Origin of the sequence: Bradyrhizobium sp. CCBAU 53340, from assembly GCF_015291645.1 — a bacterium.
In the GTDB taxonomy this organism is placed as follows: domain Bacteria; phylum Pseudomonadota; class Alphaproteobacteria; order Rhizobiales; family Xanthobacteraceae; genus Bradyrhizobium.
This window is the reverse complement of record NZ_CP030055.1, coordinates 5146160-5171000: the sequence shown is the minus strand read 5'-3', so window position 1 is coordinate 5171000 and position 24841 is coordinate 5146160. Positions and strand designations below refer to the sequence as shown.

The window sequence follows — 24841 nt, the reverse complement described above, 5'->3', positions numbered from 1 at the left end:
ATGTGAGTTTAGCAACGTCAATTTGTTACAATAATAACATCTGATCCGGAGGGCCCTTGCTGTCAGCGATGGCGGGCAGCGGATGCTCCAGCGGGGAAGGGATGGGAGGATCGCATGTTGCAATCGGCACACTCAATCTATCTGGCGCTTCAGCCGATTCGCTAGCACCGCACGGGATACCGATGGCGCAGGGCGTCCTGATACCAAATCCATCCACGGTGCCGGTGCAGCCACATGCACGGGACCACAATCACACCCATGTCATCGCGCGCAACACCGGCCGCGCGCTCGAGATGGACTGGATCGACGAGATTAGGATCAATCTGTCCGCCGCCGAGCGCCGCGTCGCGAGCCTGCCCGGCCGGCGCACCGTCAAGAAGGACGCGCAGGCGGCGTGGCTGCTCAAGGCGATCACCTGCATCGACCTGACGACGCTCAACGGCGACGACACGACCGAGCGTGTGAAGCGGCTCTGCGCGAAGGCGCGGTCGCCGCTGCGCAGCGATCTCGTCGAGGCGCTCGGCTTTGCCGGGCGCGGGCTGCACACGGGCGCTATCTGCGTTTATCACCGCTTCGTTGCGACCGCAGTCGAAGCGCTCGACGGATCTGACATCCCGGTCGCTGCGGTCTCGACCGGATTTCCGGCGGGCCTCATCCCCCACGATCTCAAGCTTAGGGAGATCGAGGCGTCCGTCAGGGACGGCGCGCAGGAGATCGACATCGTCATCACGCGCGAGCATGTGCTGACGGGGGATTGGCGCGCGCTCTACGACGAGGTCCGTGATTTCCGCGCCGCCTGTGGGGAGGCGCATCTCAAGACGATCCTGGCCACCGGCGACCTCAAGACGCTGCGCAACGTCGCCAAGGCCTCGATGGTCTGCATGATGGCCGGCGCCGACTTCATCAAGACCTCGACCGGCAAGGAAGGCGTCAACGCCACGCTGCCGGTGACGCTGGCGATGCTGCGCATGATCAGGCTCTATGAGGAACGCACCGGCTTCAAGGTCGGATTCAAGCCCGCCGGTGGAATCTCGACCGCGAAGGACGTGCTCAACTACCAGTTCCTGATGAAAGAGGAGCTGGGGCGCGACTGGCTCGAGCCGGAGCTGTTTCGCATCGGCGCCTCGAGCCTGCTCGCCGACATCGAGCGCCAGCTCGAGCATCACGTCACCGGCCGCTACTCGGCCTTCAACCGTCACCCCGTGGGCTGAGCATGAGCGTCGCACATTATTACGAGACCATGGAGTACGGTCCCGCTCCCGAGGCGGACGGCGAGGCACGGGCCTGGCTGAAACGGCACGAGGCGACATTCGGCCATTTCATTGCCGGCAAATTCGCAAGCTCCGCTTCAGGCAAGCATCTGACGACGATCGAGCCGGCCACCGGTAAGCCGCTGGCCAAGATCGCGCAAGGTGTTGCGGCCGATGTCGAGGCCGCCGTCGGTGCGGCGCGATCGGCGCAAGCACCGTGGGCGAAGCTCGGTGGTCACGGTCGTGCCCGTCATCTTTATGCGTTGGCGCGCATGCTGCAGCGCCATGCGCGCCTGTTCGCAGTGCTGGAGGCGATCGACAACGGCAAGCCGATCAGGGAAACCCGCGATCTCGACGTGCCGCTCGCCGCGCGCCACTTCCTGTATCACGCCGGCTGGGCGCAATTGCAGGAGCGCGAATTCGCCGACCACGTGCCGGTCGGTGTGATCGGCCAGATCATTCCCTGGAATTTCCCGCTGCTGATGCTGGCCTGGAAGATTGCGCCTGCGCTGGCGGCCGGCAATACCGTCGTGCTGAAGCCGGCGGAATTCACCTCGCTCACTGCGCTGCTGTTTGCCGCGCTTGCCGCGGAAGCCGGGTTGCCGCCAGGCGTGTTGAACGTGGTGACCGGCGATGGCGCCACCGGCGCGTTGCTCGTTGAGAATCCCGGCGTCGACAAAATTGCCTTCACCGGATCGACCGAGGTGGGCCGTTTGATCCGCCAGTCGACCGCGGGCAGCGGCAAGTCGCTGACCCTGGAGCTCGGCGGCAAATCGCCGTTCATCGTGTTCGACGATGCCGATCTCGATGGCGCCGTGGAGGGCGTGGTCGATGCGATCTGGTTCAACCAGGGCCAGGTCTGCTGCGCCGGATCGCGTCTGCTGTTGCAGGAGGGCATCGCCGAGACCTTCCGCAAGCGCCTGATCCGCCGCATGGAGACGCTGCGCGTGGGGCCGCCGCTCGACAAGGCGATCGATATGGGCGCGGTGGTCGCGCCTTTCCAGCTCGAGCGGATCAAGGCACTGGTCGAGACCGGCGTGAAGGAGGGCGCCGAGAAGTATCAGGCTTCAGGAGCGATCCCCGCAGAGGGCTGCTTCTATCCCCCGACCTTGCTCTGGAATGTGCATCCGTCCTCGACGGTCGCGATCGAGGAGATTTTTGGGCCCGTGCTGGTCGCGATGACGTTCCGGACGCCTGATGAAGCGGTGATGCTCGCCAACAATACGCGCTACGGCCTTGCCGCCAGCGTGTGGAGCGAGACCATTGGCCTGGCGCTCGATATCGCGCCAAAGCTTCAGGCCGGCGTGGTCTGGGTCAATGCGACGAACCTGTTCGATGCCAGCGTCGGCTTCGGCGGCTACCGCGAGTCCGGCTTCGGCCGCGAGGGCGGCCGGGAGGGACTTTACGAATATCTCAAGCCGAAGGCGTGGAGCGGCCGCAAAGCGCGAGCAAAGCTGCCTCCGCTCCCTGAAGCCTCGACTGAGGGCGCCGGATTTGGCACGCCGTCGATCGATCGCACGGCAAAACTCTTCGTTGGCGGGAAGCAGGTCCGCCCCGATGGAAATTATTCGCGCAGCGTGCTGTCGCCAAAGGGAAAGCACCTCGGCGAGGTCGGCGAGGGCAATCGCAAGGATATCCGTAACGCCGTGGCCGCCGCGCGTTCGGCGGAGGGGTGGGCGCGGGCGACGGCGCATAATCGCGCCCAAATCCTTTATTACCTTGCCGAGAATCTGTCTGCGCGCGGCGACGAGTTCGCCCGGCGCATCGGTGACATGACCGGCGTATCGCCCACCAAGGCGCGCGCGGAGGTCGAGGCGAGTATCGAGCGGCTGTTCAGCTATGGGGCCTGGGCCGACAAATATGAGGGGACGATCCATGCGCCGCCGTTGCGCGGCGTCGCGCTTGCCATGCACGAGCCGATCGGCGTGGTCGGGGTGGCCTGTCCGGACGAGGCGCCGCTGCTGGGCTTCATCAGCCTGGTGGCGCCGTTGATTGCGATGGGCAACCGTGTCGTCACTGTTCCGAGCGAGCGGCATCCGCTGGCTGCGACGGATTTCTACCAGGTGCTGGAGACGTCGGACGTGCCGGCAGGCGTCGTCAATATCGTCACCGGCGAGCGCGATGCACTTGCCAATGTGCTTGCCGAGCATGACGACGTCGACGCGCTCTGGGTGTTCGGCTCGCAGGAAGCCTCGACGACGGCGGAGCGGCTGTCGGTCGGCAACCTCAAGCGCACGCTGGTCGACCACGGGCTGGCGCTCGATTGGTACGACAGGGCCGCGAGCGAGGGGCCGATCCTGCTCCGTCACGCGGTGCAGGTGAAGAACATCTGGATTCCCTATGGCGACTAGAGACGTCACCTTGCGGTGATATGAGATGGCATCCGGATCATCAGAGTCCGGGGGATTTTGAAGAAGGGAGGGACACAACATGCTCAAGGGCATCAACCCACTGCTCAATGCCGACGTGCTCTACGCCTTGCGCGCAATGGGGCATGGGGATCGTCTTGTCGTATGCGACACCAATTTCCCGGCTGACTCGATCGCACGTCAGACCGCGTTCGGTGAGCTGCTTCGCATCGACAATGTCAGCACGGCCAAGGCAATCGAGGCCATTCTCTCAGTGATGCCGCTCGATACGTTCGTCGACGATGCGGCGATGCGCATGGAGATCGTCGGCCAGCCCAAGGACGTGCCGCCGGTGCAGCGCGAGGTGCAGGCCGTGATCGACCGCGCCGAGGGGCGCTCCTGGCCGCTGGTCGGGATCGAGCGCCATGCCTTCTATGAGAAAGCCAAGACGGCCTATTGCGTGATCGCGACCGGCGAGCGGCGCTTCTACGGTTGTTTCCTGTTCACCAAGGGCGTTATCGCGCCGGACGGAGAGTGATGACCATGAGCAAGAGTGGCGTCGCAGTCCTCGGCATCTTCGTCGTCGATTTGGCCTTCAGGGCCGGCAATATGCCCGCGATTGGCGAAACCCTCGCAGGCTCTGGATTTGCCATGGGGCCGGGCGGCAAGGGATCGAACCAGGCCGTCGCCGCAGCGCGCGCAGGTGCGGACGTCACCTTCATCTCCCGGATCGGCCGCGATGCCTTCGGTGATCTTGCCATCAAGACCTGGGAAACCGAGGGCATCAAGCCGCGCGTAGCCAGGACCGCTGACGCGCCGACCGGCGCTGCCTTCATCTATGTCCACGAGACGCGCGGCGACAACGCCATCATCGTGGTGAGTGGCGCGGCCGACGGTCTCAGCCCTGCCGACGTCGATGCGGCCGGGGAGGCGATCCGCTCCAGCCGCGTCTTCGTGACCCAGCTGGAGCAGCCGGTCGCCGCTGCGCAGCGCGGGCTCGAGATCGCGCGCGCTGCCGGCAGCATCACCGTGTTCAACCCGGCGCCTGCGGGCGTCTTCGACGATGGCCTGTTCGCCTTGTGCGACTACGTCGTTCCCAACGAAACCGAGGCGGAGGCGCTGACCGGCATTGCGGTGGGCGATCTTGCCGGCGCCCGACGCGCCGGAGATGCGCTGCTGGCCAAGGGGGCCGGCACCGCACTGATCACGCTCGGCGAGCGCGGGGCGCTGTTTCACGGCCGAGATCGCTCGCTGCACGTGCCGCCCTTCGCCGCCGGCAAGGTGGTCGAAACCGCCGGCGCAGGCGATGCTTTCGTCGGCGGCTTTGCGGCAGCGCTCGCTGATGGAGCCGATCCACTGGACGCGGCGCGCTTCGGTTCGGCGACCGCAGGGATCTCCGTGACGCGCGCCGGCACCGCGCCTGCCATGCCGCGGCGGGCCGAAATCGAAGCCCTGTTGAAGGGGTGATCTGTCGATGATGCGGAACGATCCGATCAAGCATGTCTTCATCTGGCCGGCGGTGCTCGTCGTGCTGGCGATCTCGATCTTTCCGCTGATCTACTCGTTCACCACGAGCTTCCTCAGCTATCGCCTGATTCCGCCGATCCCGCCGCGCGTGGTGTGGTTCGGCAACTACGCGACGCTGTTGCAGGAGCCGCGCTTCTGGAACGCCATCCTGACGACGACGCTGATCGCCTTCATCGCCGTCGGGCTGCAATACGTCATCGGCTTTGGCGTCGCCCTCGCGCTGAACGCGCGTGTGCCGGGCGAGCGGCTGTTTCGCGTCGCCTTGCTGCTGCCGATGCTGCTGGCGCCGGTTGCCGTCGCGCTGGTGGCGCGCATGATCTTCAATCCGACCATGGGGCCGCTCAACCAGTTCCTATCCACGTTTGGCCTCGCAAACCTGCCATTCCTCACCAACGGACATTGGGCGCTCGCCTGCATCATCGCGGTCGAGATCTGGCAGTGGACGCCCTTCGTCATCCTGATGATGCTGGCCGGCCTGCAAACGCTCCCAGAAGATGTCTATGAAGCCGCTGAGCTCGAGAACGCCAGCGCCTGGCAGCAATTCTGGGGCATCACCTTTCCGATGATGCTGCCGATCTCCGCCGCGGTGGTCTTCATCCGCCTGATCGAGAGCTACAAGATCATGGACACCGTGTTCGTGATGACGGGCGGTGGACCAGGCGTCGACACCGAGACCCTGACCCTGTTCGCCTATCAGGAGGGCTTCAAGAAGTTCAATCTCGGCTACACCTCCGCGCTCAGCTTCCTGTTCCTGATCGCCATCACCATCATCGGCGTGACTTATCTGGCGCTGCTGCGTCCGCATCTTGAGAAGCGCCGATGAGCGGGCAGGGCCTCACCGGACTGTCGACCTGGAGCCGCCGCCTGATCGCACTTGGCGTTCTCGCCTGGTGCCTGATCACGGCGTTTCCGCTCTATTGGGTGGTTGTCACAGCTTTCAAGACGCCGCCCGGTGTGGTCGGCGGTCCGACCTACATTCCCTTCGTCGATTTCACGCCGACGCTTCAGCCCTTCATCGATCTCTACCAGGGCATCCGCGGTGAATTCTTCCACACCTTCCTGAACTCGACCATCGTCGGCCTGTCGGCAGCCGCAATCGCGACCGCGATCGGTGCGATGGCGGCCTATGCGCTTGTCAGGTTCGAGTTCAAGGTGCGGTTCGGCGCCGGCCTGATCTTCTTCCTGCTCGCCCTCGGCGGATATCTGTTGTTCAACAACAATCTCGGATTCACGCGGGCGCAGGCGCTGTTGCTCGCGTTCCCGATCGCGCTGGTCGTTGCCATCGTCGCCAACCGCCTGCCGATGCCGGGCCCGATCCTCGGCAATGAGGACATCCTGTTCTGGTTCGTTAGCCAGCGCATGTTCCCGCCGATTGTCACGGCCTTTGCGCTCTATCTGCTCTACAGCGAGATCGGCCGGCTCGGCTTCCAGCTCATCGACAGCTATGTCGGCCTGACGCTGTGCTACGTCGCGTTCTCGCTGCCGATCGTGGTCTGGCTGATGCGCGATTTCTTCGAGGCGATTCCGATCGAGGTCGAGGAAGCCGCGATGGTCGACAACGTGCCGAGCTGGCGCATCTTCCTCGGCATCGTGGTGCCGATGTCGATGAACGGGCTGCTGGCGACCTTCATGATCACGCTGGCCTTTGTCTGGAACGAGTTCCTGTTCGCGCTGTTCCTGACCAACTCGAAATGGCAGACGCTGCCGATCCTGGTGGCGGGGCAGAACAGCCAGCGCGGCGACGAATGGTGGGCGATCTCGGCCGCGGCGCTCGTCGCCATCATTCCGATGATGATTATGGCGGGCCTGCTCAGCCGCATGATGCGGTCGGGCCTGCTGCTCGGGGCAATCAAATAGAGAAACTTATCTAGGGAGGACTGGACGATGTTGCGACGGACATTTCTGATGTTGACCACTTCGCTTGCGGTGGCTTGTGCCGCGAGCCAGGCGAACGCGGCCTGTAGCCCGGATTACTCCGGCGTCACCTTGACGGTGGCGTCGCAGACCGGACCCTATATCGCTTCCGCGCTCAAGCTCGGCGCGGATGAATGGACCAAGAAGACCTGCGGCAAGGTCAACGTCGTCGAGTTTCCCTGGTCGGAGCTCTACCCGAAGATCGTGACGTCGCTGACCGCATCGGATGCGACCTTCGACCTCGTCAGCTTTGCGCCGGCCTGGCTGCCGGATTTCGTGCCCTATCTCAGCGAGATGCCGAAGGCGATGCAATCAGGCAAGGACTGGGACGATATCGAGCCGGCCTATCGTGAACGGCTGATGGTGTGGGAAGGCAAGATCTATTCGCAGTCGATGGACGGTGACGTCCACACCTACACCTATCGCACCGACCTGTTCAGCGATCCCAAGGAGAAGGACGCGTTCAAGGCCAAGTACGGCTACGATCTGGCGCCGCCGAAGACCTGGAAGCAGTACCTCGACATCGCCGAGTTCTTCCAGCGCCCTGACAAGGGACTTTGGGGCACCGCGGAAGCCTTCCGCCGCGGCGGCCAGCAGTTCTGGTTCTTCTTCAGCCACGCGGCTGCCTATACCAACAACCCGAACTATCCTGGCGCGATGTTCTTCGACCCCGAGACGATGGATGCCCAGATCAACAATCCCGGCTGGGTGAAGGGGCTGGAGGAATATATCCGCGCCTCCAAGCTTGGACCGCCCAATGCGTTGAACTTCTCGTTCGGCGAGGTCAACGCTGCGGTCGCCGGCGGCCAAGTCGCGGAGTCGATCGGCTGGGGCGACACCGGCGTGATCGCGGCCGATCCCAAGCAGTCGAAGATCTCGGGCAAGGTCGGCTCCGCCGTGCTGCCCGGCTCTGATGAGATCTGGAACGCCAAGACCAAGAAGTGGGACAAGTTCCCGGCTGTGCTGCCAGCACCCTTCATGGCGTTCGGAGGATGGCAGATTGCCGTGCCGAAGGTGGGCAAGCACCAGGAGGCAGCATGGGACTTCATCAAGACACTGACGAGCCCCGAAGTCTCCGGTCAGGCTGCCATTACCGGCGGCACGGGTGTCAATCCATACCGCAAGTCCCACACAGCGAATCTGGAGTTGTGGAGCAAGATCTTCTCGGCGCAGGAAGCCAAGGAATATCTGGGCGCGCAGGCTGACTCGATCAACGGCAAGAACGTTGCGCTCGACATGCGTCTGCCCGGCTATTTCTCCTACACCGAGGTCGTGGAGATCGAGCTGGGCAAGGCGCTGGCTGGCCAGACCACGCCGCAGGCCGCGCTGGACACGGTCGCGAAGGAATGGAATCGCCTGACCGACGAGTTCGGTCGTGCGAAGCAACTCGCCGCCTATCGCGCGGCGATGGGCCTTCCGCCTAAGAACTAACAGGGACTAACCTCCGCTGAGACTTCCCCGGATGATGCGTCAGCATCATCCGGGTCTTGTTAGCCGTCGACATCAGGGACGGAAAAAGGATTCCATGGCGCGCGTCGAGATCGAGAACGTCAGCAAGGCATACGGGCCCTACAAGATCATCGAGGGGCTCGATCTGAGCGTGGCCGACGAGGAATTCGTCGTGCTTGTCGGCCCGTCGGGCTGCGGCAAGACCACGACCTTGCGCATGATCGCGGGACTGGAGACGGTCACCGACGGAACCATCCGCATCGGCGACCGCGACGTGACACAGCTCCGCCCGGGCCTGCGCAATTGTGCGATGGTGTTCCAGAACTACGCGCTCTATCCGCATATGACTGTTAGCGAGAACATCGGCTACGGCATGAAGGTGAGGGGCGAGCAGCGCGCCAGCATTGCGAAGGCTGTCCAGGACGTGGCGCGGGTGCTCGATCTCGAGCCATATCTCGACCGCCGGCCCAAGCAGCTCTCCGGCGGACAGCGCCAGCGCGTCGCGATCGGCCGGGCCATCGTGCGCAGCCCGGACGTGTTTCTGTTTGACGAGCCGCTGTCGAACCTCGACGCCAAGCTCCGCATCGAGATGCGGACCGAGATCAAGGCCTTGCATCGCCGTCTTGCGAAGACCATCGTCTATGTTACCCACGATCAGGTCGAAGCCATGACCATGGCCGACCGCGTTGTGGTGATGAATCGCGGCAAGATCGAGCAGGCGGCTGATCCGATCACGATCTACGAGAAGCCCAGCAATCTCTTTGTCGCCGGCTTCATGGGCGCGCCCAGCATGAATTTCATCCATGGCGAGATCGTCGCGCGCGACGGCGCGCTGGTCTTCACCGAACCGTCGGGGACAGCGCTGAAACTGCCCAAATCCAGAGAGGCGGCCTATGCAGGCCGCGTCGGCAAGCCTGTTGTACTCGGCGTTCGGCCCGACCACGTGTTGCGGCAAGACGCGCCGGTGGGATCTTCCGTTCGCATCATGGTGAAGGACGTGGAGCCGCTCGGGCCCCATACGCTCGTGATCGGCACCGTCGGCGCTTTTCCGTTCACGGCGCAGATGCCGGTGGGTGTGGCCGCCGCGCCGGATCATTTCATCGACGTCGCGCTCGATCTGGAGCGGACGCATCTGTTCGACAAGGTTTCGGGGATGGCGATCGCCTGAGGCTGTTCGCCGCCCCCGAGCCTGGATCGGAACGAGATTTCAGGCTTTTCAATTGGTTGGACGACATGCCGGGCGTGGCCTGATCACGGATGCTTGACCGGGATCAAGGACTGCGCCCGGCGCCGGAATATGTTAGGCAAGCTGCCCTGCGACCGGAGAGGTAAGTCGATTTAAGCATGCGGTTCGTCCGGACCATCCTGGCATTCGCGATCGCCGTTTCGCTGGCGGTGCTGCCGCTTGGCGCATCCGCGGCGGCTCGCGCGATGTCGCCGGATGACATGCAGGCCGCCATGCAGATGGCGGATCACGGCGACATCTCGATGGACGACTGCTGCCCTGATGACATGAAGGGAACGCCTCTCCACAAGGACGGCTACAAGTGCGGGATGGGTTTCTGCTGTGTAGGCGGAACTCTCGTGCTCGGTCATGTCCGTCCACTGGTTTTCAGACCTTTCGTCATGGCCGCGAGCAAGATCGCCATTCCCGCGGACCAGGTCGTCTTGTCCCGCGGCGGCAGTCCGCCCTTCCGACCTCCTCGAAGCTGATCTCGCAAAAGCCCGGCACGCGCGCACGCTTGCGCGCGATGACGACTGACGTGCGCGCCTATGGCGCGACGGTCGAGATCAATTCATGAGGACAAGACAATGCTTTCCAAATTCACGACTGCGGCTCTCGCCGCCACCCTCTCGCTTGCCGCTTCGGCCGCCACGGCGGGCGCCGGCGACTACGCATTCGAGGCGGTCAGCCCGGCGATGAAGAAGGGCGAGGACGTCACGCTCGCCGTTCGTCTGACCGATAAGCGGACCGGCAAGCCGGTGGCGGACGCGGTGATCTTCAAGGCGCGCGTCGACATGGCGCCCGACGGAATGGCCGAGATGGCGTCGGACGTCGCGCCCTTGCCGTCGAAGGAGCCGGGCGTCTACGCCTTCAAGACCGATCTGCCGATGGTCGGACGCTACCAGGTCACGCTCTCCGCCAAGGTGCAAGGCGAGCCCGAGACCGTCACCGGCAAGGTGATTGTCGAGGCGACGAAATGAGCCTTCGGACGCTGCCTTTGCGGCTGCGTCCGAACTCCCCTTTCCCCTTCACATGGCGCGCCCCCGGGCGCGCGGGTAGCACATCATGAACATGCAGCGTCTTCTGACGGCACTCGCACTGGCGGGTAGCATGACCTTCGGCGCCTATTGGTACGCGAATGGCGAGCGCTGGTCCGCCCGTGCCGAGGCGACCACGGCCACGTCCGCCGAACACAGAACTCCGCTTTACTACCACGATCCCAGCGGAGCGCCGCTCTGGTCGGCGGCGCCGAAGCAGGACGACCGCGGGCGGGACTACTTGCCCGTCTACGACGACGACAAGGCCCTCTCCGAGCCGGCGAAGCCGAAGCAGCAGGCCCATTCGTTGCGCAAGATCCTGTACTACCGCAATCCCATGGGACTTCCGGACACCTCGCCCGTCCCGAAGAAGGATCCAATGGGGATGGACTACGTCCCCGTCTATGAAGGCGACGACACCGACGACGGCAGCGTCAAGCTTTCGCCTGGCAAGATCCAGCGTACGGGTGTGAAGTCAGAGGCGGCCGAGCGCCGCCCGATCCGCGTCTCGGTGAGGGCGCCCGGCGCGATCCAGCTTGACGAGCGCCTGACGTCGGTGATCGCGATGAGGTCCGAGAGCTTCGTGCAGAAGGTGGCCGACGTGACCACCGGCACGCGCGTGAAAGCCGGCCAGCCTTTGATGCAGATCTATAGTTCGGCTGTCGCATCCGCCGCGGCCGAGTATCTCTCGACGATCACGTCCAGGACCACGGCCGGCATCGAGGCCTACGGCCGCGGCGCCCGGCAACGGCTGCTCAACCTCGACGTCCCCGAACAGGTCATCGCCGAGATGGAGAAGTCTCACGTCGCGCCTGTGACGATCCAGTGGTCGGCGCCGCGCGACGGTATCGTGCTCGAGCGCAATGCCATCGAAGGCATGCGCGCCAACCCCGGCGACGTGCTGTTCCGGATTGCCGACATCTCTGAGGTATGGGCCCTCGTCGACGTGGCCGAGCGCGACCTCGGCAACATCTCGGTCGGCCAGCCGGTAACGATCCGGGCTCGCAGCTTTCCGAATCGGACCTTCTCTGGAAAGATCGCTGTCGTCTATCCCCAGGTGAACCGGGACACCCGGACCGCCCGCATCAGAATCGAGCTCGCCAATCCGGACTTCGCGCTGCTGCCCGACATGTATGTCGATGCCGCCATCGATACCGCGGATTCCACGCCGGTTCTGGCCGTGCCGGACAGCGCGGTGCTCGACACAGGCAGCCGGCAGGCCGTCCTGGTCGACAAGGGAAAAGGGCGCTTCGAGCCGCGTGACGTGAAGCTCGGCCGGCGTGGCGGCGGCTACATCGAGGTGCGAAACGGTCTGGCCGACGGCGAGATGGTGGTCACCTCGGCCAACTTCCTGATCGACGCCGAAAGCAATCTGAAGGCAGCGCTGAAAGGCTTCGCGGAGGCGGTGCCAGCCTCCGACGCCACCGGCGACCACGCGATGGGAGAGCACAAATGATCGCCCGCATCATCGCCTGGTCCGCCCGCAACCTGCTGCTGGTGCTGTTCGGTACCGGCTTCGCGGCCGCGGCCGGCCTGTACGCGCTCGTCCACCTTCCGCTGGACGCTATCCCAGACCTTTCGGACACGCAGGTCATCGTCTACACCGAGTATCCGGGCCAGGCGCCGCAGGTGATCGAGGACCAGGTCACATATCCGTTGACCACAGCGATGCTGACGGTGCCGAAATCGAAGGTGGTGCGCGGTTTCTCGTTCTTCGGGGTATCCTTCGTCTACGTGATTTTCGAGGACGGGACCGACATCTATTGGGCGCGCTCGCGCGTGATGGAGTTTCTCAACGGCGCGGCCTCGCGGCTTCCCGCGGGCGTAACGCCGACCATCGGGCCCGACGCGACCGGTGTCGGTTGGGTTTACCAGTATGCCGTGATGTCCAAGGAGCTGAACCTTGCGGACACGCGCACGATCCAGGACTGGAATCTGAAGTTTGCGCTGGCGAAGGCCGAAGGCGTCGCGGAGGTCGCCAGCGTCGGCGGCTTCGTCAAGCAGTACAACATCGTCCTCGACCCGCAGCGGATGCGCGACCGCGGCATCAGCATGCAGAAGATCCGTGAAGCCGTCCGCGCCAGCAACGCCGATGTTGGCGGACGCACTGTCGAACTGTCCGAGTTCGAATACGTCATCCGCGGCAAGGGCTACATCAAGAGCATCAACGATCTCGGCAACATCGTGCTGAAGACCTCTGGCGGCACGCCGGTGCTGCTTCGCGACGTCGCCAATGTCGAGCTCGGGCCGGACGAGCGGCGAGGCATCGCGGAGCTGAACGGCGAAGGCGAGGTTGCAAGCGGCATCGTGCTGCAGCGCTTCGGCGTGAACGCCCTCGACGTCATCGAGAACGTCAAGAAGCGGTTCAAGGAGATCGCGAGCAGCTTGCCGAAGTCGGTCGAGATCGTGCCGGTCTACGACCGGTCCAACCTGATCTACGCTGCCATTGACACCCTCAAGCATACGCTGTTCGAGGAGAGCATCGTCGTCGCGCTGGTTTGCATCGTGTTCCTGCTGCATGTCCGCAGTGCCCTGGTCGCGATCCTGATGCTGCCGGTCGGTGTGCTGATGGCGTTCGGTGCCATGAAGCTTTTGGGGCTGGGCTCGAACATCATGAGCCTCGGCGGCATTGCCATCGCGATCGGCGCCATGGTCGACGCGGCCATTGTCATGATCGAGAACGCCCACAAGCACCTCGAACGGGCGAGGCCCGATCAGTCCCGCGTCCAGATCCTGATCGATGCGGCGTCCGAAGTCGGGCCGGCGCTGTTCTTCAGCCTGCTGATCATCACCGTGTCGTTCATGCCGATCTTCACGCTGGAATCCCAGGAAGGACGGCTGTTCAGCCCGCTGGCGTTCACCAAGACGTTCTCGATGGCCGCAGCGGCGCTGCTGTCCGTGACACTGGTGCCCACACTGATGGTGATCTTCGTCCGCGGCCGGATCATTCCGGAGAGCAGGAATTTCATCAATCGCTTCCTGATCTGGCCCTACCGTCCGGTGATCAAAGGCGTGCTCCGCGCCCAAACGCTGGTCGTCCTGGTCTCGCTCATCGTGCTCGCCGTCACGGCCTGGCCGGCCCGCCAGCTCGGCACCGAGTTCATGCCCGCCCTGAACGAGGGCACTCTGCTGTACATGCCGACGACGCTGCCCGGCATTTCGGTCACCAAGGCGGCCGAACTGATGCAGACGCAGGACCGCATCATCAAATCGTTCCCGGAAGTCGCCTCGGTCTACGGCAAGGCCGGACGGGCTGCGACCGCGACCGATCCGGCGCCGACCGAGATGTTCGAGACCGTCGTCAACCTCAAGCCGAAGGAGCAGTGGCGCCCCGGCGTGACCGTCGACAGCCTGATCTCGGAGATGGACAAGGCACTACAGTTCCCGGGTGTCGCCAACGCGTGGACCATGCCGATCAAGGCCCGTATCGACATGCTGTCGACCGGCATCCGCACGCCCATCGGCGTCAAGGTGATGGGCACCGACCTGGTCGAAATCGACCGGCTCGCCAAGCAGATCGAACGAGTCATCAAGACCGTTCCCGGCACCTCATCGGCCTACGCCGAACGCGGCATCGGCGGATATTATCTCGAGATCGTCCCGGACCGCGAAGCGCTCGCGCGCTACGGAATCCTGATCCAGGATGTTCAGGACACCATCGCGGCGGCTCTGGGCGGCCAGACGGTCACCACGACTGTAGAGGGCCGGCAGCGGTTCACCGTGAACATGCGCTACCCGCGCGATCTCCGCGAAAATCCGAAAGCCATCGCCAGCGACATCCTGGTGCCGATGCCGGCTGGCGGCGCCGTGCCGCTCGGCGAAGTCGCCAAGGTCGAGCCGGCGCGCGGGCCAACCTCGATCCGGACGGAGAACGGACAGCTCGCGACCTACATCTACGTCGACATCCGCGACCGCGACATCGGCAGCTATGTCGCGGATGCGCAGCGCGCCGTCGCCGAGAGCATCCAGTTTCCCGCCGGCTACTACGTCGTCTGGAGCGGACAGTACGAATATCTGCAGCGGGCTGCCGCGCGCTTGAAGATCGTGGTGCCGGTGACGCTGACGATCATCTTCCTGCTGCTGTACCTGAATTTCAGGGCCATGACCGAGACCCTGATCGTGATGCTGTCGTTGCCATTCGCGCTGGTCGGCGGAATCTGGATGATGTGGTGGCTCGGTTTCAACCTGTCCGTCGCCGTCGCCGTCGGCTTCATCGCGCTCGCGGGCGTTGCCGCCGAGACCGGTGTCGTGATGCTGATCTACCTCGATCATGCCCTCGCCGAGACAAGAGCGAGATGCAGCGCCGAGGGCCGCGCCTTGACCCGGCGGGATCTCCACGACGCCATCATGGAGGGTGCGGTCGAACGCGTCCGCCCGAAGATGATGACCGTGGTCGCCATCATGGCGGGCCTGCTGCCCATCATGTGGAGCACCGGCACCGGGTCGGAGATCATGCAGCGCATCGCGGTACCGATGATCGGCGGCATGACCTCGTCGACGCTGCTCACCCTCATCGTCATTCCGGCCATCTTCGGTCTGGTGAAGGGGAGGCGGCTTCCCCGCGACAGCGAGGCTGCGGCCGCGTTGTCCAAGGGGACCTCGCAAGAGGTGCCTAAAGCAGCTTGAACAGGATTTGAACCAGCCTGGTGGCGCGCCGCGGTTCCTGTGAGCGCGAACAGATCAATCTCTTTAGTTAGGAACGATCATTCGGACCTCCGGTTGCCGGCAGATCGCAACGGGAGAACACCGTAATGAAAATCGGAAGAATTGCACTGGCGGCCGCGCTGGTCTTCGGATCCATCGCTGCTGCGTCGGCACAAAGTGGAGGAGCGGGAGGCGCAGGCGGATCGGGAGGATCAGGGGCTGGAGGAGCCGGAGCGGGTGCAGGATCCGGCGGTTCGGGGAGTGGAAGCGCAGGTGCCGGCGGGAGCGGAAGCGGCGGAAACAGTCCGGCCGCGGCCACCGGTCAGGGTGCATCGAGCAGCCCGAGTTCGGCCAATCCCGGTGCGACGATGAACGATCCGAAGTCCAAGGGCCGATAGCGGACCTCATTCTGTGGCGACGGGCTTGGCGCGAACAGACTTCGCGCTGAGGCCGTCGATGTCGTTGCTCAGCGAAGCACGCCCGCGGGATGGCTGAAAATCTCGAAATCGCTGCCGCGTGCAACGCCAACCAAAGTCAGCCCGCCAGCCTCGGCCGTTCGTATCGCCAGCGCCGTTGGCGCGGAGATTGCGACGATGATGCCGACGCCGATCGCGGCCGCTTTCTGCACCATTTCGACCGATATCCGGCTCGTGAGAATGACAGCGCCGGCAGGGCCTGAAATGCCTTGCGAGGCCAGCGCGCCGGCGAGCTTGTCGAGCGCATTGTGGCGTCCGACGTCCTCGCGCAGAATCACGTGATCTTCATCGCCTGGCCGAAAGAAGCCTGCCGCATGCGTGGCCCGCGTTGCGTGGTTGAGGCATTGCGCTTCGCCGAGACGCTCGATTGAGCGGCGAATCTGTTCCGGCGTGAGACTGATCTGTCGCGCAATGATGCGATGCATCCGATTGGCTTCGGCGAGGCTCTCGATGCCGCAGAGGCCGCAGCCGGTCGGGCCGACCAGTCGCCGCCGCCGATCCTTCAGTTCGCGTCCGGCCCGCGGCCGCAGCCAGGTTCGCACCTCAATGCCGTCGGTGGCGGGGACGACCGAGAGGTCCTCTATCTCGCCTGCGTCCTCGATGAGTCCCTCGGTCAGGCTGAAGCCGAGCGCGAGGTCCGTGAGATCCGATGGCGTCGCCATGAGAACGGCCATGGTCGTTCCGTCAAAGACCAGCGCAACGGGACATTCCTCCGCTATGACGCGCTCGTCCAGCGTCCCGCGCGAGGTGAGCCGGGGCATCCTGACCGAGGCTGTCAGCGCTGAAGCGCGTTTGCGTCGGGGAAAATTGGAGCCGTGCATGGTGTCAATCCTGCGACGAAGTATCGACGCGGCAGCGCGCCCAATGTTCCTGATGCGGAGGAACCAGTGATGCCGCCTCCGGTTTTCCGTACGGGGCTTGCAATCGAAGGGCCCGCCATGCGGCAAAAAGCAAAAGTCGAAACCTACGATGCGCCGGCCGGTGGCTGGGGCTCGCTCAATGCCGTCATGCACATCCTCACACAGGAGGAGGTTGCCATTCTCGGCAGCGAGATCCTGCTGAAGCAGAACAAGCCCGGCGGTTACATGTGCGTGAGCTGCTCCTGGGCCAAGCCCGCAAAGCCGCGTCCCTTCGAATTCTGCGAGAATGGCGCCAAGGCGACCGCTTGGGAGATAACGGGCAAGACGGTCACGCCGGAGTTCTTCGCTCAGCACACGCTGTCCGAGTTGCGAAACTGGTCCGATCATCAACTGGAAGAGCAGGGACGCCTGACCCATCCGATGCGCTACGACCCGGCCAGCGACAAATATGTGTCGGTCGATTGGAGCGTGGCCTTTCGCGAGATCGGCAGCGAGCTGAACAAGCTCGATCCACGCGCGGTCGTCATGTACACGTCCGGCCGCGCCTCGCTGGAGGCGAGCTACATGTACCAGCTGTTCGGCCGGATGTACGGCACCAGCAATTTCCCCGACAGCTCCAACATGTGCCACGAGACGACGTCAGTCGCGCTGCCGCAGGTGATCGGCTCCCCGGTCGGCACGGTGTTGCTCGGGGATTTCGATCATACCGACTGCATCTTCTTCTTCGGTCACAACACCACCACCAACGCGCCGCGCATGCTGCATCCGCTGCAAGAGGCCGCCCAGCGCGGCGTGCCGATCGTGACCTTCAACCCGCTCCGGGAACGCGGGCTGGAGCGCTTCGTCAATCCCCAGAATCCCGTTCAGATGATTGTAGGCGGCACGCGCATCAGCTCGCAATACCATCAGGTCCGGGTCGGCGGTGATGCCGCAGCCATCCTCGGGATCTGCAAATGGGTGATCGAGGCGGACGATCGGGTCGTCGAGCATGGCGAGCCGCGCGTGGTCGATGTCGACTTTGTCGCGCAGCATACCTCTGGCTTCGACGCGTTCGCGGCCTTCTGCCGCGACCAGGACTGGGGCGAGATCGAGCGGGCGTCAGGGCTTGCGAGATCGGCGATGCGCGAGGCGGCGAACACCTACATGGCCGCCAATGCGGTGATCGCCAATTACGGTATGGGCGTCACCCAGCACAAGCACGGTGTCGAGACCGCCAAGATGATCGTCAATCTGCTGCTGCTGCGCGGCAATATCGGCAAGCCCGGGGCCGGCATTTCGCCGATCCGCGGTCACTCCAATGTGCAGGGCCAGCGGACCGTGGGCATCTCGGAGAAAACAAAGCTCGTGCCGCTCGACAAGCTCGCCGAGCTCTACGCTTTCGAGCCGCCGCGGTGGGACGGGCTTTCGACGGTGGATGCCTGCGAAGGCATCTTGAAGGGCGACGTACGTGGCTTCGTCAGCCTCGGCGGCAATTTCGTGCGCGCCATTCCCGAGCGATCGTTGATGGAGCCGGCCTGGTCCGGACTGCGCCTGTCGGTGCAGATCGCGACGAAGCTGAACCGCAGCCACATCGTGCCTGCAGAGGTGACCTATCTGCTGCCATGCCTTGGCCGGATCGAGATCGACGAGCAGCAAAGCGGCGCGCAAGCGGTGTCGATGGAGGACTCCACCGCGTGCATTCATGGCTCGCGTGGGCAGCGCAAGCCGGTGGCCAAGGAGGCCCTGTCGGAGCCCGCGATCATCGCTGGCCTCGCCAAGGCGACGCTCACGCCAAATCCCAAGGTAGATTGGGACGCCTGGGTCGCGGACTATTCGCGCGTGCGCGAGGCGATCGAACGGACCTATCCGGATCAGTTCAAGGATTTCAACCAGCGCATGTTCGAGCCCGGCGGCTTTCCGCGACCGCTCGCCGCGCGCGAGCGCAAGTGGAAGACCCCGAATGGCAAGGCGAACTTCACCGTGCCCAAATCGGCCTTCGCGCCGCCGCAGGAGACCGACGGCGTTTATGAATTGATGACCATGCGCGCCGACGGGCAGTTCAACACGACGATCTACACCGAGGACGATCGCTTCCGCGGCATCCAGGGCAGCCGCTATGTCGTCCTGATGAATCCCACCGACATGGAGATGGATGGTCTGAAGTCGGGCGATACCGTCACGCTGGTGACGGAAGCCGGCGATGGTGTCGAACGCAGCCTGAGCGAGCTCCAGGTCGTGCCCTACGACATTCCGCGCAGGACGATCGCAGGCTATTACCCCGAGTGCAACGGATTGATCCCGCTGTGGCACTACGCGGAAGGCAGCAAGGTGCCGGCGGCGAAATCGGTCCCGGTCCGGCTGTTCAAGGATGTCATCCCCGAAATTATCGAAGGCGGCGAGATTCCGATCTCGACCGGCTGAATCCGGTGATTGGAGCCAAAATGTACGCATTGTTCGAAGGACAGCGGCAGATCGGAAATCCCTTCGCAACGGAAAAGGAAGTCTGGGAGGCCGCTTTGATCGAAGGCCTGGTGACTGATGTTCCTGTCGCGGACGAGGAAGGGGGCCATCTCCTGCCCGCCGGCTATCACGTTCAGGAAGTGGATGACGTATCGCGCCCAACGGACGCGACGACATCGTCCGGAATGTCGCGGGCCGCCGACGGTGGAGGACGATGAGGGACAGCCAATCCGATGTCGCCGAGATCCGGGACGCAGTGCATCTCTGCATCGACATGCAGAATATCTTCGCTCCAGGCGGTCTTTGGGAGACGCCCTGGATGGAACGCGTATTGCCGACGATCGTCGGGATTGTTTCGCAGCATCAGCCACGAACGATCTTCACGCGATTCATTACGCCAAAGGCCCCGGAAGACCGTCCGGGCCAGTGGCAGAGCTATTTTCGGCGCTGGCATCGGGCGACGCGCGATCACCTTCCGGCCTCCGCGCTCGAGCTCGTGCCGACGCTGGCACGTTATGTGCCGCCGCTCCGTATCGTCGACAAGCCGGCCTATTCCGCGTTCAGCAATCCCGCCTTGGCAAGTCTGCTGGTAGAGCTTCGGATCGGAACCGTGGTGATATCGGGCGCGGAGACGGACGTTTGCGTCCTCTCGACGGTGCTGAGCGCGGTTGACCTCGGCTTCAGGGTCGTCATCGTCGAGGATGCGCTATGCAGTTCGTCCGATGTCGGTCATGATGCGCTGATGACGATGTATCGCACCCGCTTCCACGGCCAGGTGGATCTGGTGACGTCAGCAGAGCTTGCCGAGTGTTGGCGCGAATGACTACACGACCGGCCGCTTGTCTTTGCGCAGCTTCTCGATCACCGCGCGGTCGACGCCTCAGGGATGGTTCGGTTCCTGTTCGGCCTGGTTCCGTCCTGGTTAGGAACTGCTTCCGGCAGCTCGGGTTGGTCGGATTGGACCCATCCAACGAGGAGCCAGCATGCCGGAACCGGACGTTCGCAAGGGGATGCCGCCCGTCAAGCTGTCGCGAGAGGAATTCGAGAGCCGCTACAAGAGCCAGTTCATCGACCCTGCCTTTGCGCCGCTCCAGCGAGAGCTCGATGCGATCGTCGGCGCGGCCTGGGACGCCTACCGCCATTCGCGCAAAGCGCCGGCCACGCGGAAGGCGGGCGCGGGATTTGCCGATCCCGACTACGACCTGTCCGTCGATTGGCTGGCGGCGCGCGCTGCCATCCTGGACGCACAACGCCGGCATGACGATGCCAGCGCGACACCGCGCATTCTCATCGTCAATGGCTCGGCCCGCAGCGAGCATACCTGTCCCGGTGAGATGTCCAAGACGTGGCGCATGGTCAAGCTGGCGGAGCCCGTCTTCGCCGAAATGGGATTTGCCGTCGACATTCTCGACCTCTCGCGGCTCACCTCGGAGTTCGGCAAGACTATTCACCCCTGCAAATCCTGCGTCGCGACCGCGATGCCGCTCTGCCACTGGCCGTGCAGCTGCTATCCGAACTATTCACTGGGTCAGACCAGCGACTGGATGAATGAGATCTATCCGCTCTGGGTGGCAGCCCACGGCATCCTGATCGTGACGCCAGTGAACTGGTATCACGTGCCGGGCGGCCTCAAGGCGATGATGGATCGGCTGGTCTGCGCCGATGGCGGCAACCCTGATCCGACATCGACCCATGGCAAGAAGGCTGCCGAGGCGAAGGCGATCGAGCTGAAGGGCTGGCCGTATCCGCGTCATCTCGCCGGCCGGCATTTCGGGCTGATCGTTCACGGCGACAGCGTCGGCGCCGAGGGTGTGCGCCGAACGCTGTCCGATTGGCTGACCGACATGCATTTGATCTCGGCGGGGCGCTTCGGCGAACTCGATGGTTATGTCGGCTACATGGAGCAATATGCGACCTCTCATCGCGAACTCGACAAAGACGGAGAGTTTCAGCAGGAGGTGCTCAACGCCGCGCGTGCGCTCGGCAATGCGGTCCGGCTTGCGCGGAACGGACAGTTTCAGCAGCCGGGCGCCGGTCTCGAAGACCCGAACCCCAAGTGAGGATGTTCGGTCGGGCAGAAGGCCAGGAACGAAGCGGGTCGCCTGGCTTTGAGGGTGTGACAGATGGCCGTCACTGGGAGAACCGAATGGCGCAAAGCGAAAACATGACCCGCTGCATCGAGCTCTGTATGAGCTGCTACCGGACCTGCCTGGGTACCGCGATGAACCACTGCCTCGAAATGGGCGGAAAACATGTCGAGCCCGTACATTTTCGACTGATGATGGCCTGTGCTGAAATGTGCCGAACCGCCGCGCATTTCATGCTGATCAACACGCCGCACCATAAGCACACCTGCGGCGAATGTGCCGAGATTTGCACCGAATGTGCGCAGGACTGCGCGCGCATCGGCGGCATGGATGAATGCGTCGCCATGTGCCGATCATGCGCCGAATCCTGTCGCGCCATGAGTCACTGAAAACATGAGTCGCTAAAGATATGGCTGCATGGGGGTACGCTGATGCTGGAAGAGAAGCTCAAGGAGGCCATCATCGGTGAGCTCAAGCGTCAGGCGGCCAACCGGCCGCAATCGCTGAAGGTTGAAGGCTCCTCGGAGGAGCTGGTCGTCAATGGAAAGATCGACCTTGCCGATCTCGTCATGGTGATCGCGGGCTCGGTTGCCGGCGGACCGTAGCCGCTAGAACATGATCTGGAAAAGTGCGAAGAGGTTTTCCCTCGCGACAAATGCGGAACGCGGTTGCGCGGAGATCATGCTCAAACAATAACCTAAAGCGCGATGATGATTCATCCTAATCTCATCGCGCTTTAGAGCATTGCCTTCAATTTGAGCGCGTCCGCCGGAGCGGCGCTCTTGTGGTCGTTGTCGAAATAGACATAGACGTCGCAGCCTTGCCGCTTCCAGGATTTGATACGCCGCACCCATTGCGCCAGGGTCGGCCGGGTGTAGTGACCGTGGTATCGTCCGCCCGGACCGTGTCCACGCACATAGACGAAGTCCGCCGTGCGCTTCCAGGGCGCCGGGGCATCGTGGTGGTCTGACAGGCAGAGGGAGATGTTCTCCTCGGCCAGCATGCGCAGAATGCGGGGCTGATACCAGCTCGGATGCCGGAATTCGAAACTGTACCGGCGTTTCCTGGACAGCAGCTTGAAGAAGGAGCCGAGCCTGTCGGCATTCGCCTCGAATTGCGGCGGCAGCTGGAAAAGCATCGGTCCCGCCTTGCCCCGCAGCAACGACATGCGATCTTCCAGCAGCTCGAGGCTGTTTTGGGATCGGTCCGTGAGGCGCTTCCAATGCGTGATGAATTTGGACGCCTTCCAGGCGAAGACGAATTCGCCGCCGGTTTGCTCTCGCCATCCCTCGACTGCCTCCGGTGTCGGCGTCCGGTAGAATACGCTGTTCAGCTCGGTGGTCTCGAATTGACTAGCGTAGTAGCGAAGCTGCTCCTTCAGCGGCAGGCCTTCAGGGAAGAACGGGCCGCGCCAGGAGTCGTAATGCCAGCCGGAAGTGCCGATCAGGACGCGCGCCATATTGGATGAAACACCGCGCCGCAAGAGGGTTCCTAAATTGGTCTGCCATTGGCGCGAAGAGGTGCAAACCTTTCGGAGGTTCAGATTGTAGCGCGCGGAACCGGCCGTCGCGGATGACGTTGCTCTCCCGAATCGACGGGAGGATTGCATGGCAACGGCGACTGAAGAGCGTATCCGCGTGCGAGCGCATCAATTGTGGGAGCTCGCCGGCAGGCCGGAAGGCCGTCAGGACGAATTCTGGCGCGAAGCCGAACGGGAGCTGTCGGCTGATCCGGCCGCGAATTCCGAAGAGTCCGCGAAAACCTTTACGGAATAGTGCTCGATTGCTGCGTCAGACGAGCGCGTCCCGCGACTTCGGCGGTTGCCTGTGCTTGTCCTTGGCGCGCAGGAATTTGACGGTGATTTCCGCGCCATTCACGCTATCAAGCGCGCATCTGCGGTAGGCAAGACCGGTCGAGGACAGGACCAGGAAGAATTCCGTCAGCGACAGCCCTTCGATCGAAGCCTCCAGCCAGAGCGTTCCGCCGCTCTCCGAGATCGTCTTGACGGCACAAGGTCGCCTCCACGTTCCGTCGATGGCCATCATCTGGGCCGGAAGCGGACTCTCGAATGTCACCGATTGCGCGTCTTTCGACTGTGGCATTGGCTCTCCCTGAACGCAAACCAGTGGAACGCAGTACGAGCAATGGAGTCTTATCATTTGTTAGAGATCGGCATTCTTTTTCGGCTCGTCCCTGGAGACCGCCAACAGATCGAAGCTCTCTCGCGCGGTATAGGTGACTGCCTCGATCTTGTTGCCATCGAGGTCACGGACGAATGCCCCGAAATAATTCGCATTGTAGTTCGCCCGTACTCCTGGCGCGCCTTCGTCGGTTCCACCCTTCTCGAGAGCGAGCTGATGGAAGCGCCTGACAGCGTCCCGGTCGGGCGCCTGGAAGGCGATGTGTACGCCGTTGCCGGGAGACGCCGGGCGGCCGTCGACGGGCGTCTCGAGGCTGAAGACGATGTCGGAGGCGCCATAATGAACCGCTGAAGGGGACGCCTTGATGAGGCGGAAGCCGATCAGCTGCATCAGCGGGGCATAAAAGGCTTGGGCGCGGGCCACGTCGTTTGTGCCGACTGAAACATGGTGGATCATCTGCCGTTCTCCGTCATGACACGGAAGTCATGCCAAAACGGTCGTCGCTGGCGGGGACGGCCCGGCCTCGTGTGGAGGCCGGGCTCGCCTGGTCAGCGTCGCCGCTTCGCCGTACGCGTCTTGGTCGCGCGCCGGTTATAGGGCGAACGATTGATCGGCTTCAGGGAGATGCCTTCGCGATGGGCCTTGCTGCGGATCGCCGCGATCGGGCGCTGCAGCTTGATGCTCATGACGCCCGTGGGCGTATTTCCCTTCGCAAGCTGCCGTAACATCCTGACGTCAGCGTTCGACCACGGCTGACGTGAACGACGCTTATACGAGGGGTTTGCCTTGCGCGCTCCCTTCTTGCCGATCGGCGAGCCGGGACGTTTCCATGCTGTACGTGCCATGTTGATCCTCCTTGATCTTCAAGGCACAAATCACCGTGTTGGTTCCGTTTTGACGATCGAGCTCGGCTGGTTCGCGGCGAAACCGCAAACCGGAGGCGAAGCTGGCGAAGCGCCGATCCAGCGCTCTTTCCGCCCTGGCTGCACTCGTGCGGCGGCATGACGATCGCCCGTCGGGCAAAACACTTTCCGCCCCGTCAACCCCTTCCGGCAAAAATATTCCACTTTACCGAAATTCGGAAATAGCGTATGTGTCGCGACATCCCGGCTCATCCTTGAGGGGCGATCTCGTGTCGTCTTGATTGCGAGCCGGGCTTGCGGTGGACGCGGGCAGCGTTGGATGCGAGAGGAGCGGGCAGGGCGGGTAGTCCCTGTGAGCCCGAAACCGCGCATCGACGAGCGGCGCTGTCAGGTTCGTCTCGCCAGCATGCTTCCGGCAACGTCGACAGCGCCGGACGATCCATGCGGCGAACCAGCGAACCCTAGCGTACGGCAAAACCGTGTGGTCCTGGCCGTCGTCGCTACGGTCAAGCTTTCGCGGAGGTGTGGAGCGCCCAACCGGGTCAACCGCATCGCCAATTCGCGGGGCGAGGGAGGCCAGA

At 63.6% G+C, this 24841-nt stretch carries 24 protein-coding genes; 19 read left to right on the top strand and 5 right to left on the bottom strand.

What is annotated here, in order from left to right; translation table 11 throughout:
- Positions 1 to 182 precede the first annotated feature (182 nt).
- The 12 genes from deoC to XH89_RS24705 all read left to right on the top strand — a co-directional run bounded on the left by deoC (position 183) and on the right by XH89_RS24705 (position 15376).
- The gene (deoC, locus tag XH89_RS24760) at positions 183 to 1211 is read left to right on the top strand and encodes a deoxyribose-phosphate aldolase (RefSeq protein WP_371825174.1); all 1029 of its coding nucleotides are present in this window, start codon (positions 183 to 185) and stop codon (positions 1209 to 1211) included.
- Positions 1212 to 1213: 2 nt separating this feature from the next.
- Positions 1214 to 3601, top strand: a complete 2388-nt coding sequence (locus XH89_RS24755; RefSeq protein WP_194463004.1) for an aldehyde dehydrogenase family protein — start codon at positions 1214 to 1216, stop codon at positions 3599 to 3601.
- A 79-nt stretch (positions 3602 to 3680) separates the two neighbouring features.
- Entirely contained in the window at positions 3681 to 4136 is a 456-nt protein-coding gene (locus XH89_RS24750) for an RbsD/FucU family protein (protein ID WP_194463003.1), read from the top strand.
- A 5-nt stretch (positions 4137 to 4141) separates the two neighbouring features.
- A complete protein-coding gene (rbsK, locus tag XH89_RS24745; RefSeq protein WP_194463002.1) occupies positions 4142 to 5065 on the top strand; it encodes a ribokinase in 924 nt (307 codons plus the stop codon).
- A 7-nt stretch (positions 5066 to 5072) separates the two neighbouring features.
- On the top strand, positions 5073 to 5948 hold the full coding sequence (locus XH89_RS24740; RefSeq protein WP_194463001.1) for a carbohydrate ABC transporter permease: 876 nt from the start codon (positions 5073 to 5075) through the stop codon (positions 5946 to 5948).
- Positions 5945 to 6982, top strand: a complete 1038-nt coding sequence (locus tag XH89_RS24735; RefSeq protein ID WP_194463000.1) for a carbohydrate ABC transporter permease — start codon at positions 5945 to 5947, stop codon at positions 6980 to 6982. Before XH89_RS24740 ends, XH89_RS24735 begins: the two co-directional genes overlap by 4 nt.
- 48 nt (positions 6983 to 7030) lie before the next feature.
- On the top strand, positions 7031 to 8470 hold the full coding sequence (locus XH89_RS24730) for an extracellular solute-binding protein (RefSeq protein WP_246767605.1): 1440 nt from the start codon (positions 7031 to 7033) through the stop codon (positions 8468 to 8470).
- 94 nt (positions 8471 to 8564) lie between these two features.
- Positions 8565 to 9656 (top strand): ABC transporter ATP-binding protein, encoded by a 1092-nt coding sequence (locus tag XH89_RS24725; RefSeq protein ID WP_194462998.1) that lies wholly within the window; start codon positions 8565 to 8567, stop codon positions 9654 to 9656.
- A gap of 176 nt (positions 9657 to 9832) precedes the next feature.
- Positions 9833 to 10201 carry a hypothetical protein gene (locus tag XH89_RS24720; RefSeq protein ID WP_194462997.1) on the top strand — a complete coding sequence of 123 codons (369 nt, stop codon included), beginning with the start codon at positions 9833 to 9835 and terminating at the stop codon, positions 10199 to 10201.
- A gap of 99 nt (positions 10202 to 10300) precedes the next feature.
- Entirely contained in the window at positions 10301 to 10693 is a 393-nt protein-coding gene (locus XH89_RS24715; RefSeq protein WP_194462996.1) for a FixH family protein, read from the top strand.
- An 85-nt stretch (positions 10694 to 10778) separates the two neighbouring features.
- A complete protein-coding gene (locus XH89_RS24710) occupies positions 10779 to 12206 on the top strand; it encodes an efflux RND transporter periplasmic adaptor subunit (RefSeq protein ID WP_194462995.1) in 1428 nt (475 codons plus the stop codon).
- Complete coding sequence (locus XH89_RS24705; RefSeq protein WP_194462994.1) at positions 12203 to 15376, top strand: efflux RND transporter permease subunit; 3174 nt, start codon at positions 12203 to 12205, stop codon at positions 15374 to 15376. The genes XH89_RS24710 and XH89_RS24705 overlap by 4 nt, the downstream gene beginning before the upstream one ends.
- Positions 15377 to 15860: 484 nt before the next feature.
- Here XH89_RS24705 and fdhD read toward each other — a convergent pair whose 3' ends face one another.
- The gene (gene fdhD / locus XH89_RS24700; RefSeq protein ID WP_246767604.1) at positions 15861 to 16544 is read right to left on the bottom strand and encodes a formate dehydrogenase accessory sulfurtransferase FdhD; all 684 of its coding nucleotides are present in this window, start codon (positions 16542 to 16544) and stop codon (positions 15861 to 15863) included.
- Between the two features lie 264 nt (positions 16545 to 16808).
- Here fdhD and XH89_RS24695 point away from each other — a divergent pair, with 264 nt between their 5' ends.
- The 6 genes from XH89_RS24695 to XH89_RS24670 all read left to right on the top strand — a co-directional run bounded on the left by XH89_RS24695 (position 16809) and on the right by XH89_RS24670 (position 21861).
- Positions 16809 to 19130, top strand: a complete 2322-nt coding sequence (locus XH89_RS24695) for an FdhF/YdeP family oxidoreductase (protein WP_194468609.1) — start codon at positions 16809 to 16811, stop codon at positions 19128 to 19130.
- 20 nt (positions 19131 to 19150) lie between these two features.
- Positions 19151 to 19387, top strand: coding sequence for a hypothetical protein (locus XH89_RS24690; RefSeq protein ID WP_194462993.1), 237 nt, complete (start codon positions 19151 to 19153; stop codon positions 19385 to 19387).
- Positions 19384 to 19992 (top strand): cysteine hydrolase family protein, encoded by a 609-nt coding sequence (locus tag XH89_RS24685; protein ID WP_194462992.1) that lies wholly within the window; start codon positions 19384 to 19386, stop codon positions 19990 to 19992. Before XH89_RS24690 ends, XH89_RS24685 begins: the two co-directional genes overlap by 4 nt.
- 160 nt (positions 19993 to 20152) lie before the next feature.
- Entirely contained in the window at positions 20153 to 21229 is a 1077-nt protein-coding gene (locus XH89_RS24680) for a flavodoxin family protein (RefSeq protein ID WP_194462991.1), read from the top strand.
- 86 nt (positions 21230 to 21315) lie between these two features.
- On the top strand, positions 21316 to 21645 hold the full coding sequence (locus XH89_RS24675; RefSeq protein WP_194462990.1) for a four-helix bundle copper-binding protein: 330 nt from the start codon (positions 21316 to 21318) through the stop codon (positions 21643 to 21645).
- 42 nt (positions 21646 to 21687) lie between these two features.
- Positions 21688 to 21861, top strand: a complete 174-nt coding sequence (locus tag XH89_RS24670) for a hypothetical protein (RefSeq protein WP_194462989.1) — start codon at positions 21688 to 21690, stop codon at positions 21859 to 21861.
- A gap of 131 nt (positions 21862 to 21992) precedes the next feature.
- On the opposite strand, the gene XH89_RS24665 is transcribed toward XH89_RS24670, so the two are convergent.
- A complete protein-coding gene (locus tag XH89_RS24665; protein WP_194468608.1) occupies positions 21993 to 22715 on the bottom strand; it encodes a DUF72 domain-containing protein in 723 nt (240 codons plus the stop codon).
- Between the two features lie 148 nt (positions 22716 to 22863).
- Between XH89_RS24665 and XH89_RS24660 the strand changes: the two genes are divergently transcribed.
- The gene (locus XH89_RS24660; RefSeq protein ID WP_194462988.1) at positions 22864 to 23031 is read left to right on the top strand and encodes a DUF2934 domain-containing protein; all 168 of its coding nucleotides are present in this window, start codon (positions 22864 to 22866) and stop codon (positions 23029 to 23031) included.
- Positions 23032 to 23046: 15 nt separating this feature from the next.
- On the opposite strand, the gene XH89_RS24655 is transcribed toward XH89_RS24660, so the two are convergent.
- From XH89_RS24655 to XH89_RS24645, 3 genes are all read right to left on the bottom strand, one after another.
- Positions 23047 to 23358, bottom strand: coding sequence for a PilZ domain-containing protein (locus XH89_RS24655; RefSeq protein ID WP_194462987.1), 312 nt, complete (start codon positions 23356 to 23358; stop codon positions 23047 to 23049).
- Positions 23359 to 23418: 60 nt separating this feature from the next.
- Positions 23419 to 23853, bottom strand: coding sequence for a VOC family protein (locus XH89_RS24650; protein WP_194462986.1), 435 nt, complete (start codon positions 23851 to 23853; stop codon positions 23419 to 23421).
- Between the two features lie 92 nt (positions 23854 to 23945).
- Positions 23946 to 24242, bottom strand: coding sequence for a hypothetical protein (locus tag XH89_RS24645; protein WP_194462985.1), 297 nt, complete (start codon positions 24240 to 24242; stop codon positions 23946 to 23948).
- Positions 24243 to 24841 lie beyond the last annotated feature (599 nt).

What these genes read in the sequence shown, in the direction of transcription:
- deoC (WP_371825174.1), top strand. Translation starts at nt 183, where the DNA reads ATGGCGCAGGGCGTCCTGATACCAAATCCATCCACGGTGCCGGTGCAG.
- XH89_RS24755 (WP_194463004.1), top strand. Translation starts at nt 1,214, where the DNA reads ATGAGCGTCGCACATTATTACGAGACCATGGAGTACGGTCCCGCTCCC.
- XH89_RS24750 (WP_194463003.1), top strand. Translation starts at nt 3,681, where the DNA reads ATGCTCAAGGGCATCAACCCACTGCTCAATGCCGACGTGCTCTACGCC.
- rbsK (WP_194463002.1), top strand. Translation starts at nt 4,142, where the DNA reads ATGAGCAAGAGTGGCGTCGCAGTCCTCGGCATCTTCGTCGTCGATTTG.
- XH89_RS24740 (WP_194463001.1), top strand. Translation starts at nt 5,073, where the DNA reads ATGATGCGGAACGATCCGATCAAGCATGTCTTCATCTGGCCGGCGGTG.
- XH89_RS24735 (WP_194463000.1), top strand. Translation starts at nt 5,945, where the DNA reads ATGAGCGGGCAGGGCCTCACCGGACTGTCGACCTGGAGCCGCCGCCTG.
- XH89_RS24730 (WP_246767605.1), top strand. Translation starts at nt 7,031, where the DNA reads ATGTTGACCACTTCGCTTGCGGTGGCTTGTGCCGCGAGCCAGGCGAAC.
- XH89_RS24725 (WP_194462998.1), top strand. Translation starts at nt 8,565, where the DNA reads ATGGCGCGCGTCGAGATCGAGAACGTCAGCAAGGCATACGGGCCCTAC.
- XH89_RS24720 (WP_194462997.1), top strand. Translation starts at nt 9,833, where the DNA reads ATGCGGTTCGTCCGGACCATCCTGGCATTCGCGATCGCCGTTTCGCTG.
- XH89_RS24715 (WP_194462996.1), top strand. Translation starts at nt 10,301, where the DNA reads ATGCTTTCCAAATTCACGACTGCGGCTCTCGCCGCCACCCTCTCGCTT.
- XH89_RS24710 (WP_194462995.1), top strand. Translation starts at nt 10,779, where the DNA reads ATGAACATGCAGCGTCTTCTGACGGCACTCGCACTGGCGGGTAGCATG.
- XH89_RS24705 (WP_194462994.1), top strand. Translation starts at nt 12,203, where the DNA reads ATGATCGCCCGCATCATCGCCTGGTCCGCCCGCAACCTGCTGCTGGTG.
- fdhD (WP_246767604.1), bottom strand. Translation starts at nt 16,544, where the DNA reads ATGGCCGTTCTCATGGCGACGCCATCGGATCTCACGGACCTCGCGCTC.
- XH89_RS24695 (WP_194468609.1), top strand. Translation starts at nt 16,809, where the DNA reads ATGCGGCAAAAAGCAAAAGTCGAAACCTACGATGCGCCGGCCGGTGGC.
- XH89_RS24690 (WP_194462993.1), top strand. Translation starts at nt 19,151, where the DNA reads ATGTACGCATTGTTCGAAGGACAGCGGCAGATCGGAAATCCCTTCGCA.
- XH89_RS24685 (WP_194462992.1), top strand. Translation starts at nt 19,384, where the DNA reads ATGAGGGACAGCCAATCCGATGTCGCCGAGATCCGGGACGCAGTGCAT.
- XH89_RS24680 (WP_194462991.1), top strand. Translation starts at nt 20,153, where the DNA reads ATGCCGGAACCGGACGTTCGCAAGGGGATGCCGCCCGTCAAGCTGTCG.
- XH89_RS24675 (WP_194462990.1), top strand. Translation starts at nt 21,316, where the DNA reads ATGGCGCAAAGCGAAAACATGACCCGCTGCATCGAGCTCTGTATGAGC.
- XH89_RS24670 (WP_194462989.1), top strand. Translation starts at nt 21,688, where the DNA reads ATGCTGGAAGAGAAGCTCAAGGAGGCCATCATCGGTGAGCTCAAGCGT.
- XH89_RS24665 (WP_194468608.1), bottom strand. Translation starts at nt 22,715, where the DNA reads ATGGCGCGCGTCCTGATCGGCACTTCCGGCTGGCATTACGACTCCTGG.
- XH89_RS24660 (WP_194462988.1), top strand. Translation starts at nt 22,864, where the DNA reads ATGGCAACGGCGACTGAAGAGCGTATCCGCGTGCGAGCGCATCAATTG.
- XH89_RS24655 (WP_194462987.1), bottom strand. Translation starts at nt 23,358, where the DNA reads ATGCCACAGTCGAAAGACGCGCAATCGGTGACATTCGAGAGTCCGCTT.
- XH89_RS24650 (WP_194462986.1), bottom strand. Translation starts at nt 23,853, where the DNA reads ATGATCCACCATGTTTCAGTCGGCACAAACGACGTGGCCCGCGCCCAA.
- XH89_RS24645 (WP_194462985.1), bottom strand. Translation starts at nt 24,242, where the DNA reads ATGGCACGTACAGCATGGAAACGTCCCGGCTCGCCGATCGGCAAGAAG.